The sequence below is a fragment of the Myxococcus sp. CA039A genome (genome assembly GCF_013336645.1).
Taxonomy (GTDB): Bacteria; Myxococcota; Myxococcia; order Myxococcales; family Myxococcaceae; genus Myxococcus; species Myxococcus llanfairpwllgwyngyllgogerychwyrndrobwllllantysiliogogogochensis.
In genome coordinates, this window is the sequence record NZ_JABUMQ010000300.1 from 1 (window position 1) to 14,162 (window position 14,162).

Annotated in this window: 16 protein-coding genes; 13 read left to right on the forward strand and 3 right to left on the reverse strand. The window is 68.7% G+C overall.

What is annotated here, in order from left to right:
- The first annotated feature begins 231 nt into the window (after positions 1-231).
- The 10 genes from HR086_RS36455 (at position 232) to HR086_RS36500 (ending at position 8,576) form a co-directional block, all read left to right on the forward strand.
- The gene (locus HR086_RS36455; RefSeq protein ID WP_174467926.1) at positions 232-474 is read left to right on the forward strand and encodes a hypothetical protein; all 243 of its coding nucleotides are present in this window, start codon (positions 232-234) and stop codon (positions 472-474) included.
- Positions 475-748: 274 nt separating this feature from the next.
- Complete coding sequence (locus tag HR086_RS36460; protein ID WP_141647025.1) at positions 749-1,432, forward strand: TetR/AcrR family transcriptional regulator; 684 nt, start codon at positions 749-751, stop codon at positions 1,430-1,432.
- Positions 1,429-2,226 (forward strand): malonate decarboxylase subunit alpha, encoded by a 798-nt coding sequence (locus HR086_RS36465; protein ID WP_174467927.1) that lies wholly within the window; start codon positions 1,429-1,431, stop codon positions 2,224-2,226. The genes HR086_RS36460 and HR086_RS36465 overlap by 4 nt, the downstream gene beginning before the upstream one ends.
- Positions 2,223-2,963, forward strand: a complete 741-nt coding sequence (locus HR086_RS36470) for a CoA-transferase subunit beta (protein ID WP_174467928.1) — start codon at positions 2,223-2,225, stop codon at positions 2,961-2,963. Before HR086_RS36465 ends, HR086_RS36470 begins: the two co-directional genes overlap by 4 nt.
- 45 nt (positions 2,964-3,008) lie before the next feature.
- Positions 3,009-4,046: an alcohol dehydrogenase catalytic domain-containing protein gene (locus HR086_RS36475; RefSeq protein ID WP_141647022.1), complete on the forward strand. Its 1,038-nt coding sequence runs from the start codon at positions 3,009-3,011 to the stop codon at positions 4,044-4,046.
- Positions 4,047-4,100: 54 nt separating this feature from the next.
- The gene (locus HR086_RS36480; RefSeq protein ID WP_174467929.1) at positions 4,101-5,363 is read left to right on the forward strand and encodes a hydroxymethylglutaryl-CoA synthase family protein; all 1,263 of its coding nucleotides are present in this window, start codon (positions 4,101-4,103) and stop codon (positions 5,361-5,363) included.
- Positions 5,364-5,396: 33 nt separating this feature from the next.
- Positions 5,397-5,711: an aldo/keto reductase gene (locus HR086_RS36485; protein WP_174456760.1), complete on the forward strand. Its 315-nt coding sequence runs from the start codon at positions 5,397-5,399 to the stop codon at positions 5,709-5,711.
- Positions 5,712-5,828: 117 nt separating this feature from the next.
- Entirely contained in the window at positions 5,829-7,169 is a 1,341-nt protein-coding gene (locus HR086_RS36490) for an AHH domain-containing protein (RefSeq protein ID WP_174462465.1), read from the forward strand.
- 19 nt (positions 7,170-7,188) lie between these two features.
- Positions 7,189-7,764 (forward strand): imm11 family protein, encoded by a 576-nt coding sequence (locus HR086_RS36495; protein ID WP_174467930.1) that lies wholly within the window; start codon positions 7,189-7,191, stop codon positions 7,762-7,764.
- Positions 7,765-7,820: 56 nt separating this feature from the next.
- Positions 7,821-8,576: a hypothetical protein gene (locus HR086_RS36500; protein WP_174467931.1), complete on the forward strand. Its 756-nt coding sequence runs from the start codon at positions 7,821-7,823 to the stop codon at positions 8,574-8,576.
- 25 nt (positions 8,577-8,601) lie between these two features.
- On the opposite strand, the gene HR086_RS36505 is transcribed toward HR086_RS36500, so the two are convergent.
- Together HR086_RS36505 and HR086_RS36510 are read right to left on the reverse strand one after the other, a co-directional pair.
- Positions 8,602-11,109, reverse strand: coding sequence for a WD40 repeat domain-containing protein (locus tag HR086_RS36505; protein WP_174467932.1), 2,508 nt, complete (start codon positions 11,107-11,109; stop codon positions 8,602-8,604).
- Between the two features lie 194 nt (positions 11,110-11,303).
- Complete coding sequence (locus HR086_RS36510) at positions 11,304-11,681, reverse strand: hypothetical protein (RefSeq protein ID WP_174456765.1); 378 nt, start codon at positions 11,679-11,681, stop codon at positions 11,304-11,306.
- A gap of 282 nt (positions 11,682-11,963) precedes the next feature.
- On the opposite strand from HR086_RS36510, the gene HR086_RS36515 reads away from it, so the two are divergent.
- Both HR086_RS36515 and HR086_RS36520 read left to right on the forward strand, forming a co-directional pair.
- Positions 11,964-12,497: a hypothetical protein gene (locus HR086_RS36515; protein ID WP_141647013.1), complete on the forward strand. Its 534-nt coding sequence runs from the start codon at positions 11,964-11,966 to the stop codon at positions 12,495-12,497.
- A 15-nt stretch (positions 12,498-12,512) separates the two neighbouring features.
- A complete protein-coding gene (locus HR086_RS36520; protein ID WP_174467933.1) occupies positions 12,513-13,049 on the forward strand; it encodes a hypothetical protein in 537 nt (178 codons plus the stop codon).
- Between the two features lie 100 nt (positions 13,050-13,149).
- Here the strand turns inward: HR086_RS36520 and HR086_RS36525 are convergent, their stop codons facing one another.
- Positions 13,150-13,788, reverse strand: coding sequence for a glutathione binding-like protein (locus tag HR086_RS36525; RefSeq protein ID WP_174467934.1), 639 nt, complete (start codon positions 13,786-13,788; stop codon positions 13,150-13,152).
- Between the two features lie 104 nt (positions 13,789-13,892).
- On the opposite strand from HR086_RS36525, the gene HR086_RS36530 reads away from it, so the two are divergent.
- The coding region (locus HR086_RS36530; RefSeq protein WP_174467935.1) for a LysR family transcriptional regulator at positions 13,893-14,162 on the forward strand (270 nt) is incomplete at its 3' end.

A 14,162-nucleotide genomic window follows, 5' to 3' on the forward strand; every position in this document is an offset into this window, starting at 1 on the left:
GCCCAGACCCGGAACACACCGGACACGGAACGACATCAAGCTAGGCATGCCCGAGCACCTCGGCCCCGTACGGCGGGCGACCACCCGTGCCACCGCCGCGCCGCCTTTTGATCGGAATGCCGCCCGGCCGAAACACCGCGCCCCGTCGAGGAGGCGAAGGAGCCAGAACCTCAGCGGCAATCTTGGGTGTGGGGCATCGCATCCCGCGGCGCCACGCATGAGGGAATCAACATGACCAAGATGAACATCGACCTGACGCAAGACTTTGACTGGAAGGCCGAGGTGCTTGAAGACCACGCCGCCAGGGCCACGAGCGACAAGGAACACGACGAGCGAACGTGGGCCCTGGCGAACCACCTGATCGAAACCAACGGCACCTACCCGAGCTGGGCGTTCGAGGAGGCGGAGCTCCGCATCAGGATTCAGCGGACGCTCTTGCGCGGCCTGGAACAGCGGCATCCGCCCCGGTCCTGAGGCCGTTCGAGCGCGAGAACAGCGGCGCCCCCTGGTGCAGGGGGCCCGCCTCGCCCCTCATCCGGAGGAACAGACTCACCCGCCGCACCCAGCGCGTCGCTGCTTCCCGGAAGCTCCAGCGCTCCCTCAACCCCCTGAAACTCCTGACACTTCCGTGCCCCATCCGCGCCAGCGCGCGGTGCGGAGCGCATTGACACCCTGCGTTGCCACATGCTACCTACCGGTCGGTAGGTCGTAGTTTGAAAAACTTACAGTCCATCGAGACGAGGGACATGTGACGACGAGCGGACGGAAGCCGGATGAGGGCGAGCGCTACAAGGCCATCCTGGAGACGGCGGCGCGGCTCATCTGTGATCGCGGTTACGAAGGCACCTCGATGCAGGAGATCGCCGCCGCGTGCCGGATGACGAAGGCGGGGCTCTACCACCACATCCAGAACAAGGAGCAGCTGCTCTTCGCCATCATGAACTACGGGATGGACCTGTTCGAGGAGCAGGTCCTCTCGCGTGTTCAGGACATCGTCGACCCGGTGGATCGGCTGCGCGCGTGCATGCGCCACAACATCCTGCTGGTGACGCGCGGGTGGAGCAAGGAGGTCATCATCATCCTCCACGAGCACGCCACGCTCACCGGTGAGGCGCGCGCGTTCATCGACAACCGCAAGAAGCGCTACGTCGACTTCCTGGAGGAAGCCTTCTCGCAGGCCGCGCAGCAGGGGCGCATCCGTCCCGTCGACCCGACCATCGGAGCGTTCTCGTTCCTGGGCATGGTGCTGTGGGTCTACAAGTGGTTCAAGCCCGACGGGCGGCTGACGGACGAGCAGATCGCCGACGGCATGGTGGACCTCCTCTTCCCGCCCATCGTCGCCGCCGCGGTCGACGGCCAGCCCGGGGTCTCCTCGCTGCGCGTGGTGCCTCGCGCCGCCTCGGGCTCCGGCTCCGGAACGGAGGAGCCGTGAAGACCGCTCGCTGGTGTTCGCTGGAAGAAGCCGTCGCGTCGATTCCCGACGGCGCATCACTGGCCACGGGTGGCTTCATGCTCGGCCGCGCGCCCATGGCGCTGGTGATGGAGCTCATCGCCCAGGAGCGTCGCGGGCTGAGCCTCATCTCGCTGCCCAACCCGCTGCCCGCCGAGTTCCTCGTCGCGGGCGGCTGTCTGGCCCACCTGGACATCGCGTTCGGTGCGCTGAGCCTCGAGGGCCGCGTGCGGCCCATGCCCTGTATCAAGCGGGCGATTGAACAGAACACCCTCTCCTGGCGCGAGCACGACGGCTATCGAGTCGTCCAGCGGCTGCGCGCGGCCTCCATGGGGCTGCCCTTCATCCCCGCGCCGGACTCGGATGTCTCTGGCCTCGCGCTGGCGGAGCCGCCGCGCACGGTGGTGGACCCGTTCACCGGCCAGAGTGTCCCGGTGGAGCCGGCGTACTTCCCGGACGTCGCCCTCATCCACGCGCGAGCCGCCGACGAGCGCGGCAACCTCTTCATCGAGGACCCCACCACGGACCTGCTCGTCGCGGGCGCCGCGCGCCGGGTGATTGCCACGGTGGAGGAGCGCGTGAAGCGCCTGCCTCGCGCCACCATCCCCGGCTTCCAGGTGGACCGCATCGTCCTCGCGCAAGGAGGCGCGCTGCCCACCGGCTGCGCCGGACTGTACCCGCACGATGACGACATGCTGGCGCGCTACCTGTCGCTGGCGGAGACGGGCCGTGAGGCGGAGTTCCTCGCCTCGGTGAAGACGCGGAGGGCGGCATGAGCGCCACGGTCGACCCCACGCCGGCGGAGACGGTGGTCTCCCTGCTCGCGCTGCAAATCGAGAACGGCGCCGTGGTGGCCACCGGTGTCGCCTCGCCACTGGCCATCCTCGCCATCGCGGTGGCTCGCGCCACGCATGCGCCGGACCTGACGTATCTGGCCTGCGTCGGCTCGTTGGACCCGGACATCTCCACGCTGCTGCCCTCCTCCGAGGACCTGGGCTATCTGGAGGGACGCTCGGCGGAGATCACCATCCCCGACCTGTTCGACCACGCGCGGCGCGGGCGGGTGGATACCGTCTTCTTCGGCGCGGCCGAGGTGGATGCCATTGGCCGCACCAACATGACGGCCAGCGGGAGCCTGGAGCGCCCCCGAACGAAGTTCCCCGGTGTGGCGGGCGCGGCGACGCTGCGGCAGTGGGTGCATCGGCCCGTGTTGCTGGTGCCCCGGCAGTCGCGCCGAAACCTGGTGCCGGAAGTCCAGGTGGCGACGACGCAGGACCCGCGCCGCACCGTGCGCCTCATCTCGGACCTGGGTGTCTTCGAGCTGGGCGCTTCGGGCGCGAGACTGACGGCGCGTCACCCATGGGCGACGGCGGAGGACATCGCCGAGCGCACGGGCTTCGAGTTCACGGTGGAGGAGGCCCTCCCCGTCACCTCGCTGCCGGATGCGCGGACCATCGCCGCCATCCGCGCGCTGGACCCTCGCGGCTTCCGCGAGCAGCTGGTCGGTCGCTGACCCTCGACATCACTCGTTTCTGGAAATGCTCTCGGAGGTATGGAGATGAAGGCCGTCGTTCTGCGCAGTTTCGGTGAAGCGGGCAATCTCAAGATGGAGAACGTCCCGGTGCCCACCCCGGGCCGGGGCGAGGTGCTGCTGAAGGTGCACGCCTGTGGCGTCTGCTACCACGACGTCATCAACCGCCGAGGCAACCTGCCCCGCACCAGCGTCCCCGCGATTCTCGGCCACGAGGCCGCGGGCGAGGTCGTCGCGGTGGGCCCCGACACGCCGGGGTGGAAGACGGGCGACCGCGCGGCGACGCTCCAGCGGCTGTCGTGTGGCGAGTGCGCGCTGTGCCGCAGCGGGCGCAACAGCCTGTGCAAGACGGACAACCGCTTCTTCGGTGAGGAGCTGCCCGGCGGCTACTCGCAGTTCATGGTCGCCCCCGTCGCGGGCCTGGGCCGGGTCCCCTCGTCGCTGCCCTGGACGGAAGCGGCCACGGTCTGCTGCACCACGGGCACGGCCGTCCATACGCTGCGCACGCGAGGCAAGGTGCGCGCGGGCGAGACGGTGCTCATCACCGGCGCCAGCGGGGGCGTGGGCATGTCCGCCGTGCAGCTCGCGAAGCTGGACGGTGCGCGTGTCATCGCCGTCACTTCCGGCGAGGCGAAGGTGCAGCCGCTGCGCGAGGCGGGCGCGGACGAGGTCATCCTCTCGCGCGGGCTGGACTTCGCGTCGGAGGTGAGAAAGCGCACGAAGGGCGCGGGCGTGGACCTGGCGGTGGAGATCGTCGGCAGCGCCACGTTCGACCAGACGATGAAGGCGATGGCGCCGGGTGGCCGGGTCGTCGTCGTGGGCAACCTGGAGTCGGGCATGGTCCAGCTCAACCCGGGGCTCGTCATCGTGAAGGAGCTGGAGATCATCGGCGCCTACGCCACGAACCAGGCGGAGCTGGACGAGGCGCTGCGACTGACGGCCACCGGAGGCGTGCGGCAGTTCGTCACGGACACGGTGCCGCTCGCGGAGGCGGCGCGGGCGCACTTCCGGCTGGAGAACCGCGAGGTCGCGGGCCGGCTGGTGTTGGTGCCGCCCGAGGCTTGAGCGGACGAGTCAGCGAACCGAGGTTTGAGGCACGAATTGGAAGCGAGGAGTCCCATGAAGAAACGGGTTGGAATCGAAGCGCTGGCGGTGGCTGTGCCGTCCCGATACGTGGACATCGAGGACCTGGCGCGCGCGCGTGGGGTGGACCCGGCGAAGTTCACCGCGGGCCTGGGCGCCAAGGAGATGGCGGTCACGGACCCGGGCGAGGACACGGTGTCCCTGGCCGCCACGGCGGCGGCGCGGCTCATCCAGCAGCAGGGCGTGGACCCGTCCCGCATCGGCATGCTGGTGGTGGGCACGGAGACGGGCATCGACCACTCGAAGCCGGTGGCGTCTCACGTCCAGGGCCTGCTGAAGCTGCCGCGCACCATGCGCACCTATGACACGCAGCACGCGTGTTACGGCGGGACCGCGGGCCTCATGGCCGCGACGGAGTGGATTGCCTCCGGCGCGGGCGCGGGCAAGGTGGCCATCGTCGTGTGTTCGGACATCGCGCGCTACGGCCTGAACACGGCGGGAGAGCCGACCCAGGGCGGCGGCGCGGTGGCGCTGCTCGTCTCGGAGCAGCCGGACCTGCTCGCGCTGGACGTAGGCCTCAACGGCACGTGCACCATGGACGTGTACGACTTCTGGCGGCCCATCGGCCGACGGGAGGCGCTGGTGGACGGGCACTACTCCATCAACTGCTACCTGGAGGCGCTGTCGGGCGCCTATCGCGGCTGGCGCGAGAAGGCGCTGGAGCACGGGCTGGTGCGCTGGTCGGGCACGCTTCCCGGCGAGCAGCTCGCGCGCATCGCCTACCACGTCCCCTTCTGCAAGATGGCGCGCAAGGCGCACACCCAGCTTCGCCTCTGTGACCTGGAGGACGCGGTGGGTCCGGGGCCCGGCACGCCGGAGGCTCGCGAGGAGGTGGCGAAGTCGGTGGCCAGCTACGACGCACAGGTGGCCTCGTCGCTCGGGCTCAACTCGCGCATCGGCAACGTGTACACGGCGTCGCTGTACCTGGCGCTGGCGGGCCTGCTTCATCGCGAGGGCGCGCAGCTCGCGTCGCAGCGAATCGGCCTGCTGTCCTACGGCAGTGGCTGCATGGCTGAGTTCTTCTCCGGCGTCATCGGGGAGAAGGCGGCGGAGCGGATGGCGCGCGCGGACCTGGACGGCGTGCTGGCCCGGCGCGAGCGCGTCTCCATCGAGGAGTACGAGCGGCTGATGAAGCTGCCCTCTGACGCTCCCGAGGCCAAGGCCCCGGCGCACGGTGCGTTCCGCCTCGCGGCGATTCGCGACCACAAGCGCCTGTATGTCGAGGGCGGCGCGGCCTGACCGTCGGCCCCTGAAGGCCGCCCCGAGGACACCTTGGGGCGGCCCGTCGATGCCTCGCTCGACGCAGGCATCACCCTGTTCGACACCTCCGACTCGTATGGCGCCTCGGAGGAACTGCTCGGAGAAGCCCTGGGCACCCGCCGCCGGGACATCATCCTGGCCACCAAGTTCGGCAGCGACCTGAATGGTGCGAACTGGGGCGCGCGCGGCTCGCGCCGCTACATCCGTCGCGCCATCGAGCGCTCCCTGCGAAGCCTACGCACGGACTGGATTGACCTCTACCAACTGCACTGGGCCGAGCCCGAGACGCCCCTCGAGGAGACGCTGAGCGCGGTCGCAGCAGCGTGAGGTAGGCCCGGCCCCCCGGGCGGTGCGGGTCATTCTTGCTTGGCGGAATGTCAGTATTTTCTGGTATTGCGTGACTGAGCCCGAACTGTTGCGGGCCGCTCGCTGGGGGGACACTCCATGTTGCTTCGCTGGGCGGCGCCGCTGTTCTTGCTCGCGGCCATCACCGGTTGCACGACGAGTCGAGTCGTGCGGCTGGATACCGGACACGACTCCTTCGTCGTCACTCCTCGCGAGGAACCAAGCGCGGAAGTGGGGGCGGCCGAACTCGAAGACGACGAATTCGAGGAGGCCATCGCGGAACTGGCTCGGGACGTGCGCCCGTTCCCCAGCCCCCTACAAGAAGCCCGAGACTTCTTCGGCGTGCCGTCGCGCAGCGGGGTTTACCGATACGAGAGCCGCCCCCCGCGCCTCACCCCCCAGCGTCGAGAGGACGCGGACGGCCCCCACCTGCTGGAGTCCTACGCGGATGACGAGCTGACGCGCAGCTACGGCCAGTGGTGCAAGCGGAAGGACCAACCTGGGGACTGCTTGCGGCTGCTGGAGGAGGGCCCCCTGCTCGCCAGCGACGGCAAGTACACGTTGGCCTTGGCCATCGCGATGGATTCAGTGTGGGAAGAGACGGCGGAGGCCCTTGAGGACATAGCGGACCCCGGCGCGGTCATGGCCACAATCACGGCCGCTGCGACGATGTACCTGCTGCTCTGGGCGCTCCCCGAGCCAGTGAGCAAGGGAGCGGCCGCCACCCTGACCGCCATCGCCATTGCATACCTGGGTGTGGACACGGTGTGGCGCCTGCTCGACGGGTGGTTGACCCTGGTCCGCGAAGTGGACCGGGCCACGACTTTCGCGAAGCTCAGTGCGTCGGGTGAGGCATACGGCGAAGTCCTCGGAGAGAATGCGGCGCGCGTCTTCGTGATGCTCGCCACGGCCGCTATCGGCAGCACCGCCGGGTTGGCCGCGAAGGCCGCGACACTGCCGGGTTCCGCGCAGGCTGCGGTTGCCGTGGAGTCTCAGGCAGGCTTCCAGTACGCCGCGGTGGGGAGTGTGCAGTCGGTCGCGGTGGCGGCTGAAGGCTTCACCATCGCGCTCGCCCCCAACGCCCTGGCCATGGCGAGTCAGGGGATGCGCAACAAAGGAAAGCGCCACCACATCGCCACGAACAAAAACGACGTCTCCCCGGCGCGCGGCGGGCCTTGGACACCGAGGTTTGAGGAACTGTTCAAGAGGGCTGGGATGGAGCTGAAGGACACCGAGAACATCGTTGAAATCGTCGGACACAAGGGGCCGCATCCGGAGCGATATCACGTGATAATCCGTGATCGGCTCAGGGATGCGCTAGGCGGGTGCCGAAAGGTTGCGGATTGCCGAAAGGCCTTGACACTTGAACTCCAGAAGCTGGCCAAAGAGGTACAAACGAAGGGAACGGAACTCCACAGGCTTGTGACTCTGGGGAAGTGATGTATTGAGGAACCTCACCATGCAACATCGCGTTCGCTACTTCCGACTCAGTGAGAGTGTTCAAGCCGGGAATTGGTACCTGGGAGACCCCTTCGACGGGCAGGGCCAGGAGTTGGAAGACATTTGGGAGTTCACTGAGGGACGGCCCGTTCAGACGGAGGGCCGCCTGACGCTCCCCATTATCGAGCCTGGAAGACGGCTGGACTTCAACACGGCAGGCGCCGGCGTGACGCCCATTGTTCACGTCGGGGTGGCTTCAATGTTCGCGGAACTGGCCCCCGATGATGTGCAACTAATCCCAGTCGACATCAAAGGCTACCCAGAGCAGTACGTCATGCTCGTGGCCACGAAGCTCGTTCGCTGCATTGACGACAAGGCATCAAAAGAAGTGCAGTATTGGATGCCCGAAGATGAGCGACCCGAGAAGGTTGGCCACTTCAGGGGCGTAATCGACATGCGGATTGACCATGCGAAGGTGGGAGCCGCCAAGGTGTTCCGCACCTGGGGATGGTCGGTCGCGCTCATCGTCTCGGAGGACATCAAAGTGGCCCTGGAGGGCGCGAAGGTCACGGGAGCAAAATTCGAGGAAGTCTAGAGCGCGCGTTGGAGTTGCTGCCGTGGGCCCGCTGGACTGGCATAGGCTGCGGGCCGATGAAACTCACCCGGCTCCGTGTCACCGGCTTCCGCTCGCTTCGAGCCCTCGATCTGCGTCCCCGGGCCTTGTGCGTGCTGGTGGACTCCGAGGAGACAGCCACCCGGGATTTCGCCGCGCTGCTCGCGCTGCTCCGGGCGCTTTCGGAAGGACGACTGCAAGCGTACCTGCGCGACTCCGGCGTGCTCGCGGGGCCCGAGGCGACGCAGCCTGTCAGGCTGGAGCTGAGCTTCTTTGACGACCACTATGGCGTGGAGCTCCAGCCCCAACCTGGTGGCGAGTGGCACGTGACGAGGGAGTCGGTGGACCTCAACGTGGGGCTGTCAGCCCTCCTCGTCGACCCTGCCCTCGATGCGCCCTGCGCGGAGGCCTCGCTGCCCGAGCTCGCGCCCCGGGAGCCCTCATGGTCGACTCCCAAAGGGGCCACTCAGGACGAAAAGGAAAGCTGGTACGTGGGCAACGTGCTGGAGAGCTGGCTGTGGTGGCTGCGATGCTTCCTGCGCGGCATCCAGCTCGACGACGCCGCGCCTCTCGAAGCGCTGACGCTTCGCTTCTTCGTGGAGCCCTCACGCGACCCGCCTCCGAACGGGGAGCAGGCCCAGGTCGCGCACTCCGCCTCGCGCCTGTCCCAGGTGGTGCTCTGCACTCCGTCGGAGTCGCTGGCGGAGACCTTCGACCTCCGCGACGTCATCCGCGTGGACACGCGAGAAGGCGTGGCCCACTTCACGCCCCTCGCTGTGCCCGAGGACACCTGAATCACGGCACGGAGAGGTCCTTCGCTCAGGGCGTGAAGCGCCAGACTCGCAACGAGGCGTCCCGTCCGCCGGTGGTGACCAGACTCCCATCGGGCCTCCAGGACACGGCCGAGACGTTGTTGTCATGGAAGCCGATGACAGTGGCTGGCAGCGTGGGCGCGCTCGCGTCCCACACGAAGACCTGACCGCCGAGCCCACCTCCCGCGACACGGCGGCCATCCGCGCTCCAGGCGAGCGCCTCCGGAGAGAATGCGAACGGCGTCTCCGCGAGCAGCTTCCCCGTCGCGACCTCGCGCACGGACAGGCCCGGCCTCCCACCGAAGGCGAGCTTCGTTCCATCCGGGCTCAGGGCGGCGGCCAGCGGCGCGATGTCCACGCCGGGCGCCACCGACGTGATGGCCTGGGTCCTCGGGTCCCAGAAATCCCAGCTCATGCCGGCGTAGGCGACCACGAGCGTGCCCTCCGGAGTCCATGCGAGCGCCAACACCTGCCGCGAGCCATCCGGGAAGCGGAACAGCTCCGCGCCATTGCTCACCTGGTGGATCCGGATGACACCGCGCTCGGAAGCGACCACGGTGCCCCCCAGGACGCTCGCCACCCGCGTCCCATCGGGGCTCGGCGCGACCATTTCCAACCCCAGGGATGACGTCGGCTCCCGTCGGATGGGGAGCTGCGCGAGCGTCCCGTCGTCCGCGCGCCAGACATTGATGACGCCATCGTCTCCGCCCGTGAACAGCCGCGTCCCGTCGGTGTTCCACGCCAGCGCTCGCACTCCCAGCCCACCATGGCCGGACAAGGTCCGCAGCGGGTCGCCCACGCGGTCCCAGAGGCGCACCTCTCCCTCGTCGCCACTGGAAGCCAGCACCTCGCCGGTCGGGCTCCAGGCCGCCGCCTCGACGGTGTAGTGGTGCGACAGGACCTCGCGCCGGGACCAGGTCCCCGCGCCGGAGTCCACGGTGAAGACATCGAGGACCGGCGGCAGGTCATCCACCACGAGGAACTGGGGCTTCGTCGGATGGAAGCGAAACGCGTCGTAGCCCATCAACGTCCCTGGCAGAGGCGGCTGGCTGGCCTCCACCACGACCTCGCCCGTCCCTGCGTCGAGGACGAACAACGCGCGCGCGGCCCCCGCGACACCGAGCCATCGTCCATCCGCGCTCCAATCCACCTCGGACGCCAGGTCCCACGCCCGCTCATACGTGGCCTCCACGCGATAGCCGTCGGTGGCGTACACCTTCACCTCGCCCTGCAAGCCCACCAGGAAGCGCGTGCCGTCCGGGCTCCATGCGAAGCCCGCCACACCCGTCAGCAGCTCCTCGGGGCCCTGGGTGCCCACGACGTGGAACTCGACCCACCGCGAGAAGCCTCCGCCCTGCCCCGCCAGCATCGCGAGGCGCGAACCGTCGGGGCTCCATGACAGTCGACGCACCTTGTCCACGGCCACCAGCACCTCGCCCGCGCGCTCTCCGGTGGCGGGGTTCCAGAAGTGGACCTCCTTGCTGGCGTCCGTCGCGCTGGCCAGCCGCGTGCCATCCGGGCTCCACGCCAGTGTCCGCACGCTGCCGGCCTGCACGGGCCACTGATTCAACATCCGGCCCGCCGCCACATCCAGGACCGACACGCGGCCCGTCGACATGCCGACGGCCACGACCGCGCCACCACCGGGCTTCCAGGCCACCGTGGTGAAGCGAGCGGGAGGCACCGGCGCCATCAGCCGCGTCACGCGCCCGCTCGTCGCATCCCAGATGCGCAGCACGCCATCCGCCGAGACGCTCCCATCCACCGCGGCGAGCAACGTGCCATCCGGGCTCCACTCCGGTGACGTCGGCAGGCGCGCGCCCGTGTGCTGCCAGGAGAGCGCCGTGTCGAGGACCGGCGCGAAGCGCACCGTGAAGACCTTGTCGGCATCGAACAGCAGCTCACAGCGCCCGAGCGTGCCCTCACACGCGGAGGTCCCCACCAACTGCCAGCCCGACGCGGGCACCACGTCCAGGGTGACTCGAGTGCCTGCGGGGTGCCGCACACCGCAGGTGCCGGGGCAGTCGATGCCCGAGGGAGTGCTCGTCACCCGTCCCTGCCCCACGACCTCCACCTGGAGCCCCCATGCCCCATCGGGCTGCACGCCCCGGATGATGAAGGTGAGCTGAGGCGACCACGCCCCCTCGTTGCCAGCCGAGTCCACCGCGCGGCACCGCGCCTGGAAGGTGCCTTCTTGCGTGAAGGGGATGTCCACGCCGGACATCGTCCCGCTATCGACCTCCGGGGACTGGGGAAGCGTTCCGCCCGCGCCCCAATCGAAGACATAGGTCAGCGAGTCTCCGTCCGGGTCCGCGGCCGTGCAGCGGAAGCGCACGGGCACACCGGGCTCCACCAGTGCGTCCTCTATCTGGATGCGAGCCACTCCGGGGGCTCGTGACGAGGGCCCGGGTGGATCCTCCTTGGAGGAACACGCTCCGAGCACACAGGCCAGCGCCAGTCCGACAGACAGGGATGAGAGAGAGACGATGCGCAGGGACACAAGACGCGAAGTCATGGGCATTCTCCCGCGCGTCCCGGCCCCCCAGATGCGCGTGAGGCCCTTCCCTAGCCCTCCTCCCTGGCGGTGTCAAAGCCTGTCGGCGAGGCTCGCTGAGAAGCATTCCCCACGAAACCATCGCAAGCAGCGGCACGAGAAGATTCCCGCGCCCACCGCGTCGCGACTGTCATTGCGTCGCCTCCTCGTCCCACTCAGGCCACCCGAGAGCCTCCCGCCCCCTGGAAGTAGTCGGCGAGCTTGCCGCTGTTCGCGGCCGCGGTGGGACTGCTCGCCGCCACGCCGGGCTTGGCTCCCGTGACGACCTCCACGGCCTTCTTGAAGATGAGCGGGAGCGCGGCGCCGAGAACCAGGTACTGGCGCGCGGGAATACTGCCGTCCCCCGCGAACCACGCCCACACCGCCACGCCGGAGCCGACAATCATCAGGCCCGTGATGACCCAGTAGGGAATGGACCGCATGAGCGCCTTGTAGCGCCCCGTCCCTAGATGCTCTCGCAGCCCGTACCAGTGCAGCAGCTCCTGCAACGCGCTGCCCAGCATTCCTATGAGGATGATTTGAATCGCGCTCATGTCGGCCCTCCCGAGGTTCGGTTCCACGAGGCAGGAGTCCGCTCCGTCGCGATGTGACGCGGAGCGACCGGGCTCACGGCCACCCCTTCGTTCGTCCGCGCTGGCGGGCACATCCGATGGCACACCTGGCACACCTGTGCCAGATGCCGACGGCCCCGTGTGACTCAGTCCTTTCGGATGTTTGGCTTTGAGCGACCTGGGCGAAACGCACGGCATTCGCGTTGCACATGCGGTCCTGGGCACCAAGACGGTGCTTCTTGTGAAGAAAAGGACCCGCTGAACATGAAGAAGACCTCGCTTCGCGCGTTGTTCTCCGCGCTGCTGCCCGCGCTCCTGCTGGCCCCCGTGGCCCCGGCCGTCGCCGCCGAGCGCCTGACCTCCGCCTTCGCCTGCTTCCAGAGCACCGAGGACCGGCCCGAGGCCGACTTCGACGCGACGACGCACGGCGTGCGCAACCGCTCGGAGGGCATCAACTGGCAGTGGATCGACCTGCGCTGCCCCGTCGTGGTGGACACGGCGTTTCCGCTGAGCAGCATCTCCCAGGTCAACGTCCATGGATACGACGGCCACAGCGGTCACGACATCTATGCGATGGCCTGCGTCGCCTGGCGCTGGGCCACGGGCGGCCGGTGCGGCGGCGCGGTGCGCAGCGCGAACACGGGCACCTATGACGTGCCGATGTACCACACGGGTGTGGACTCGCTTTACTACTGGAGGACGGCGCATTGGGACTACCCCTATGTCCTCATCCAGCTCCCGGGCCGTGGCGACGCCGGGTTCAGCTCGGCGGTGGGCTACACCCTCTACAAGCCGTGATGTGAGGGACCGGCCATGAAGAATCGCACCGTCCCCTTCCTTTCCGGACGCGTGCTCCTCGCGCTGGCGGCATGTGCCGTCGGCGCGGCGGGAGCCACGCTCACCCTCCGCGCCCCTTCCGCGGTGAGCCTCTCCGACGCGGCACCGCCCGCGGTCCCCGAGGAAGCCACCGTGCGACCTTCTCCGCCGGCCCCGGTGGACCCCGCCGAGGAGCAGCGGCGGGTGCTCGCCGAATACGCGGGCGAGCTTCAGCGCCACGACCAGGAGCCCATTCAACCCGGCTGGGCCGTGCCCACCGAGACGGGACTCCGCGCCGACCTGGACACGTTGCGCACGCGTCGGCCGTTCTCCGTGCTGGGCGTCGATTGCAGGACGCGCACCTGTGTCATGACCCTGGAGTGGCCCGACTACGAGCGGGCCACGGAGACGGCGGACGCCTTGCTGCACCATCGCTACGTCGTGCCGTGCGCTCGCACCGTCTTGATGCCGGAGCCACCTCGGCGGAACCAGCCCTACCGCACGCAGGTCTTGCTCGACTGCATGCGCGGGTGAGGACGGCCAGGGAGTCCGGAGCGAGCTGCACGCACCGGACTCCCTACCGATGCGCGCCAGGTACGAACTCCACCAAGCGTGTCACGCCGTTCCGAGTCGCTCACGCCTTCGTCGGGTTTCGGGCCTGGTACTCCGAGTAGAGCGTCCGCTCCTCGCGAAACGCTTGCGCGATGCTCGGCCGCTCCCGGAGACGCGAGACGTAGGAGACCAACGCGGGCCACTTCTTCAGGTCCACGGGGGTCGCCACGCACCACCCCAGCACCGCGAACAGGTAGGCGTCGGCGACGCTGAATTCCTGCAACAAGAACTCGCGACCGCGCAGGTGCTTCTCCAGCAGGTCCAGCCGTGAGGTCGCCTTCCCCAGGGCATAGGCCTTCGCCCCCTCGGGAGCCGCGGGGTCCAGCAGCGGCGTGAAGACCGCCTTGTGCAACTCCGTGCCGATGAAACACAGCCATTGCTGGAGCCGCTCACGCTCCTTGCGCTCCGTCGGCGCGAGCCTCGCCTCCGGCCAACGCTCCGCCACGTGCTGGAGGATGGCCGCGTTCTCCGAGAGGATGTCTCCGTCATCCGTCCGGATGGTCGGCACGAAGCCCAGCGGGTTGATCTCCCGATAATCCTGGCCGTCCTGCGTGCGCTTCGTCTTCGGGTCCACCTCCACGAACGTGGCCTTCGCGCCAGTCTCGTAGAGTGCGATACGGGTCGCCAGCGAGCAGGCCAGCGGAGAGAAGTAGAGCTGCATGGTCATTCCTCCAGGACGTCGAACACGTTCCCCTCTGGGAACGCCGACGACTCTGGCCCCCGCCGACCTATGCGTCCAACGCATCCTTCGCATAGGCTCGATGCATGAGTGACATCGCCAGCCCCCCCAACACCCGCCTCGACATCAAGGACCTGCGCGTCGTCGTGGCCCTCGCCTCGGCGGGTACGACGGCGCAGGCCGCCTCCGTGCTCCACCTCACGCAGCCCGCGGTCAGCCGCGCCCTGCTGCTCGCGGAGGACAAGCTCGGCACCCGCCTCTTCGACCGCACCCACCGCGGCCTCGTCCCCACCGAAGCAGGGAGACAGCTCGTCGCCGGCGCCTCGCGACTGCTCGTCGAGCTGGGTGACCTGGAG

Coding starts and splice junctions, on each gene's coding strand:
- HR086_RS36520 (WP_174467933.1), top strand. CDS start 12,513: ATGAAGAATCGCACCGTCCCCTTCCTTTCCGGACGCGTGCTCCTCGCG.
- HR086_RS36515 (WP_141647013.1), top strand. CDS start 11,964: ATGAAGAAGACCTCGCTTCGCGCGTTGTTCTCCGCGCTGCTGCCCGCG.
- HR086_RS36525 (WP_174467934.1), bottom strand. CDS start 13,788: ATGCAGCTCTACTTCTCTCCGCTGGCCTGCTCGCTGGCGACCCGTATC.
- HR086_RS36490 (WP_174462465.1), top strand. CDS start 5,829: ATGTTGCTTCGCTGGGCGGCGCCGCTGTTCTTGCTCGCGGCCATCACC.
- HR086_RS36495 (WP_174467930.1), top strand. CDS start 7,189: ATGCAACATCGCGTTCGCTACTTCCGACTCAGTGAGAGTGTTCAAGCC.
- HR086_RS36455 (WP_174467926.1), top strand. CDS start 232: ATGACCAAGATGAACATCGACCTGACGCAAGACTTTGACTGGAAGGCC.
- HR086_RS36475 (WP_141647022.1), top strand. CDS start 3,009: ATGAAGGCCGTCGTTCTGCGCAGTTTCGGTGAAGCGGGCAATCTCAAG.
- HR086_RS36500 (WP_174467931.1), top strand. CDS start 7,821: ATGAAACTCACCCGGCTCCGTGTCACCGGCTTCCGCTCGCTTCGAGCC.
- HR086_RS36480 (WP_174467929.1), top strand. CDS start 4,101: ATGAAGAAACGGGTTGGAATCGAAGCGCTGGCGGTGGCTGTGCCGTCC.
- HR086_RS36510 (WP_174456765.1), bottom strand. CDS start 11,681: ATGAGCGCGATTCAAATCATCCTCATAGGAATGCTGGGCAGCGCGTTG.
- HR086_RS36505 (WP_174467932.1), bottom strand. CDS start 11,109: ATGACTTCGCGTCTTGTGTCCCTGCGCATCGTCTCTCTCTCATCCCTG.
- HR086_RS36470 (WP_174467928.1), top strand. CDS start 2,223: ATGAGCGCCACGGTCGACCCCACGCCGGCGGAGACGGTGGTCTCCCTG.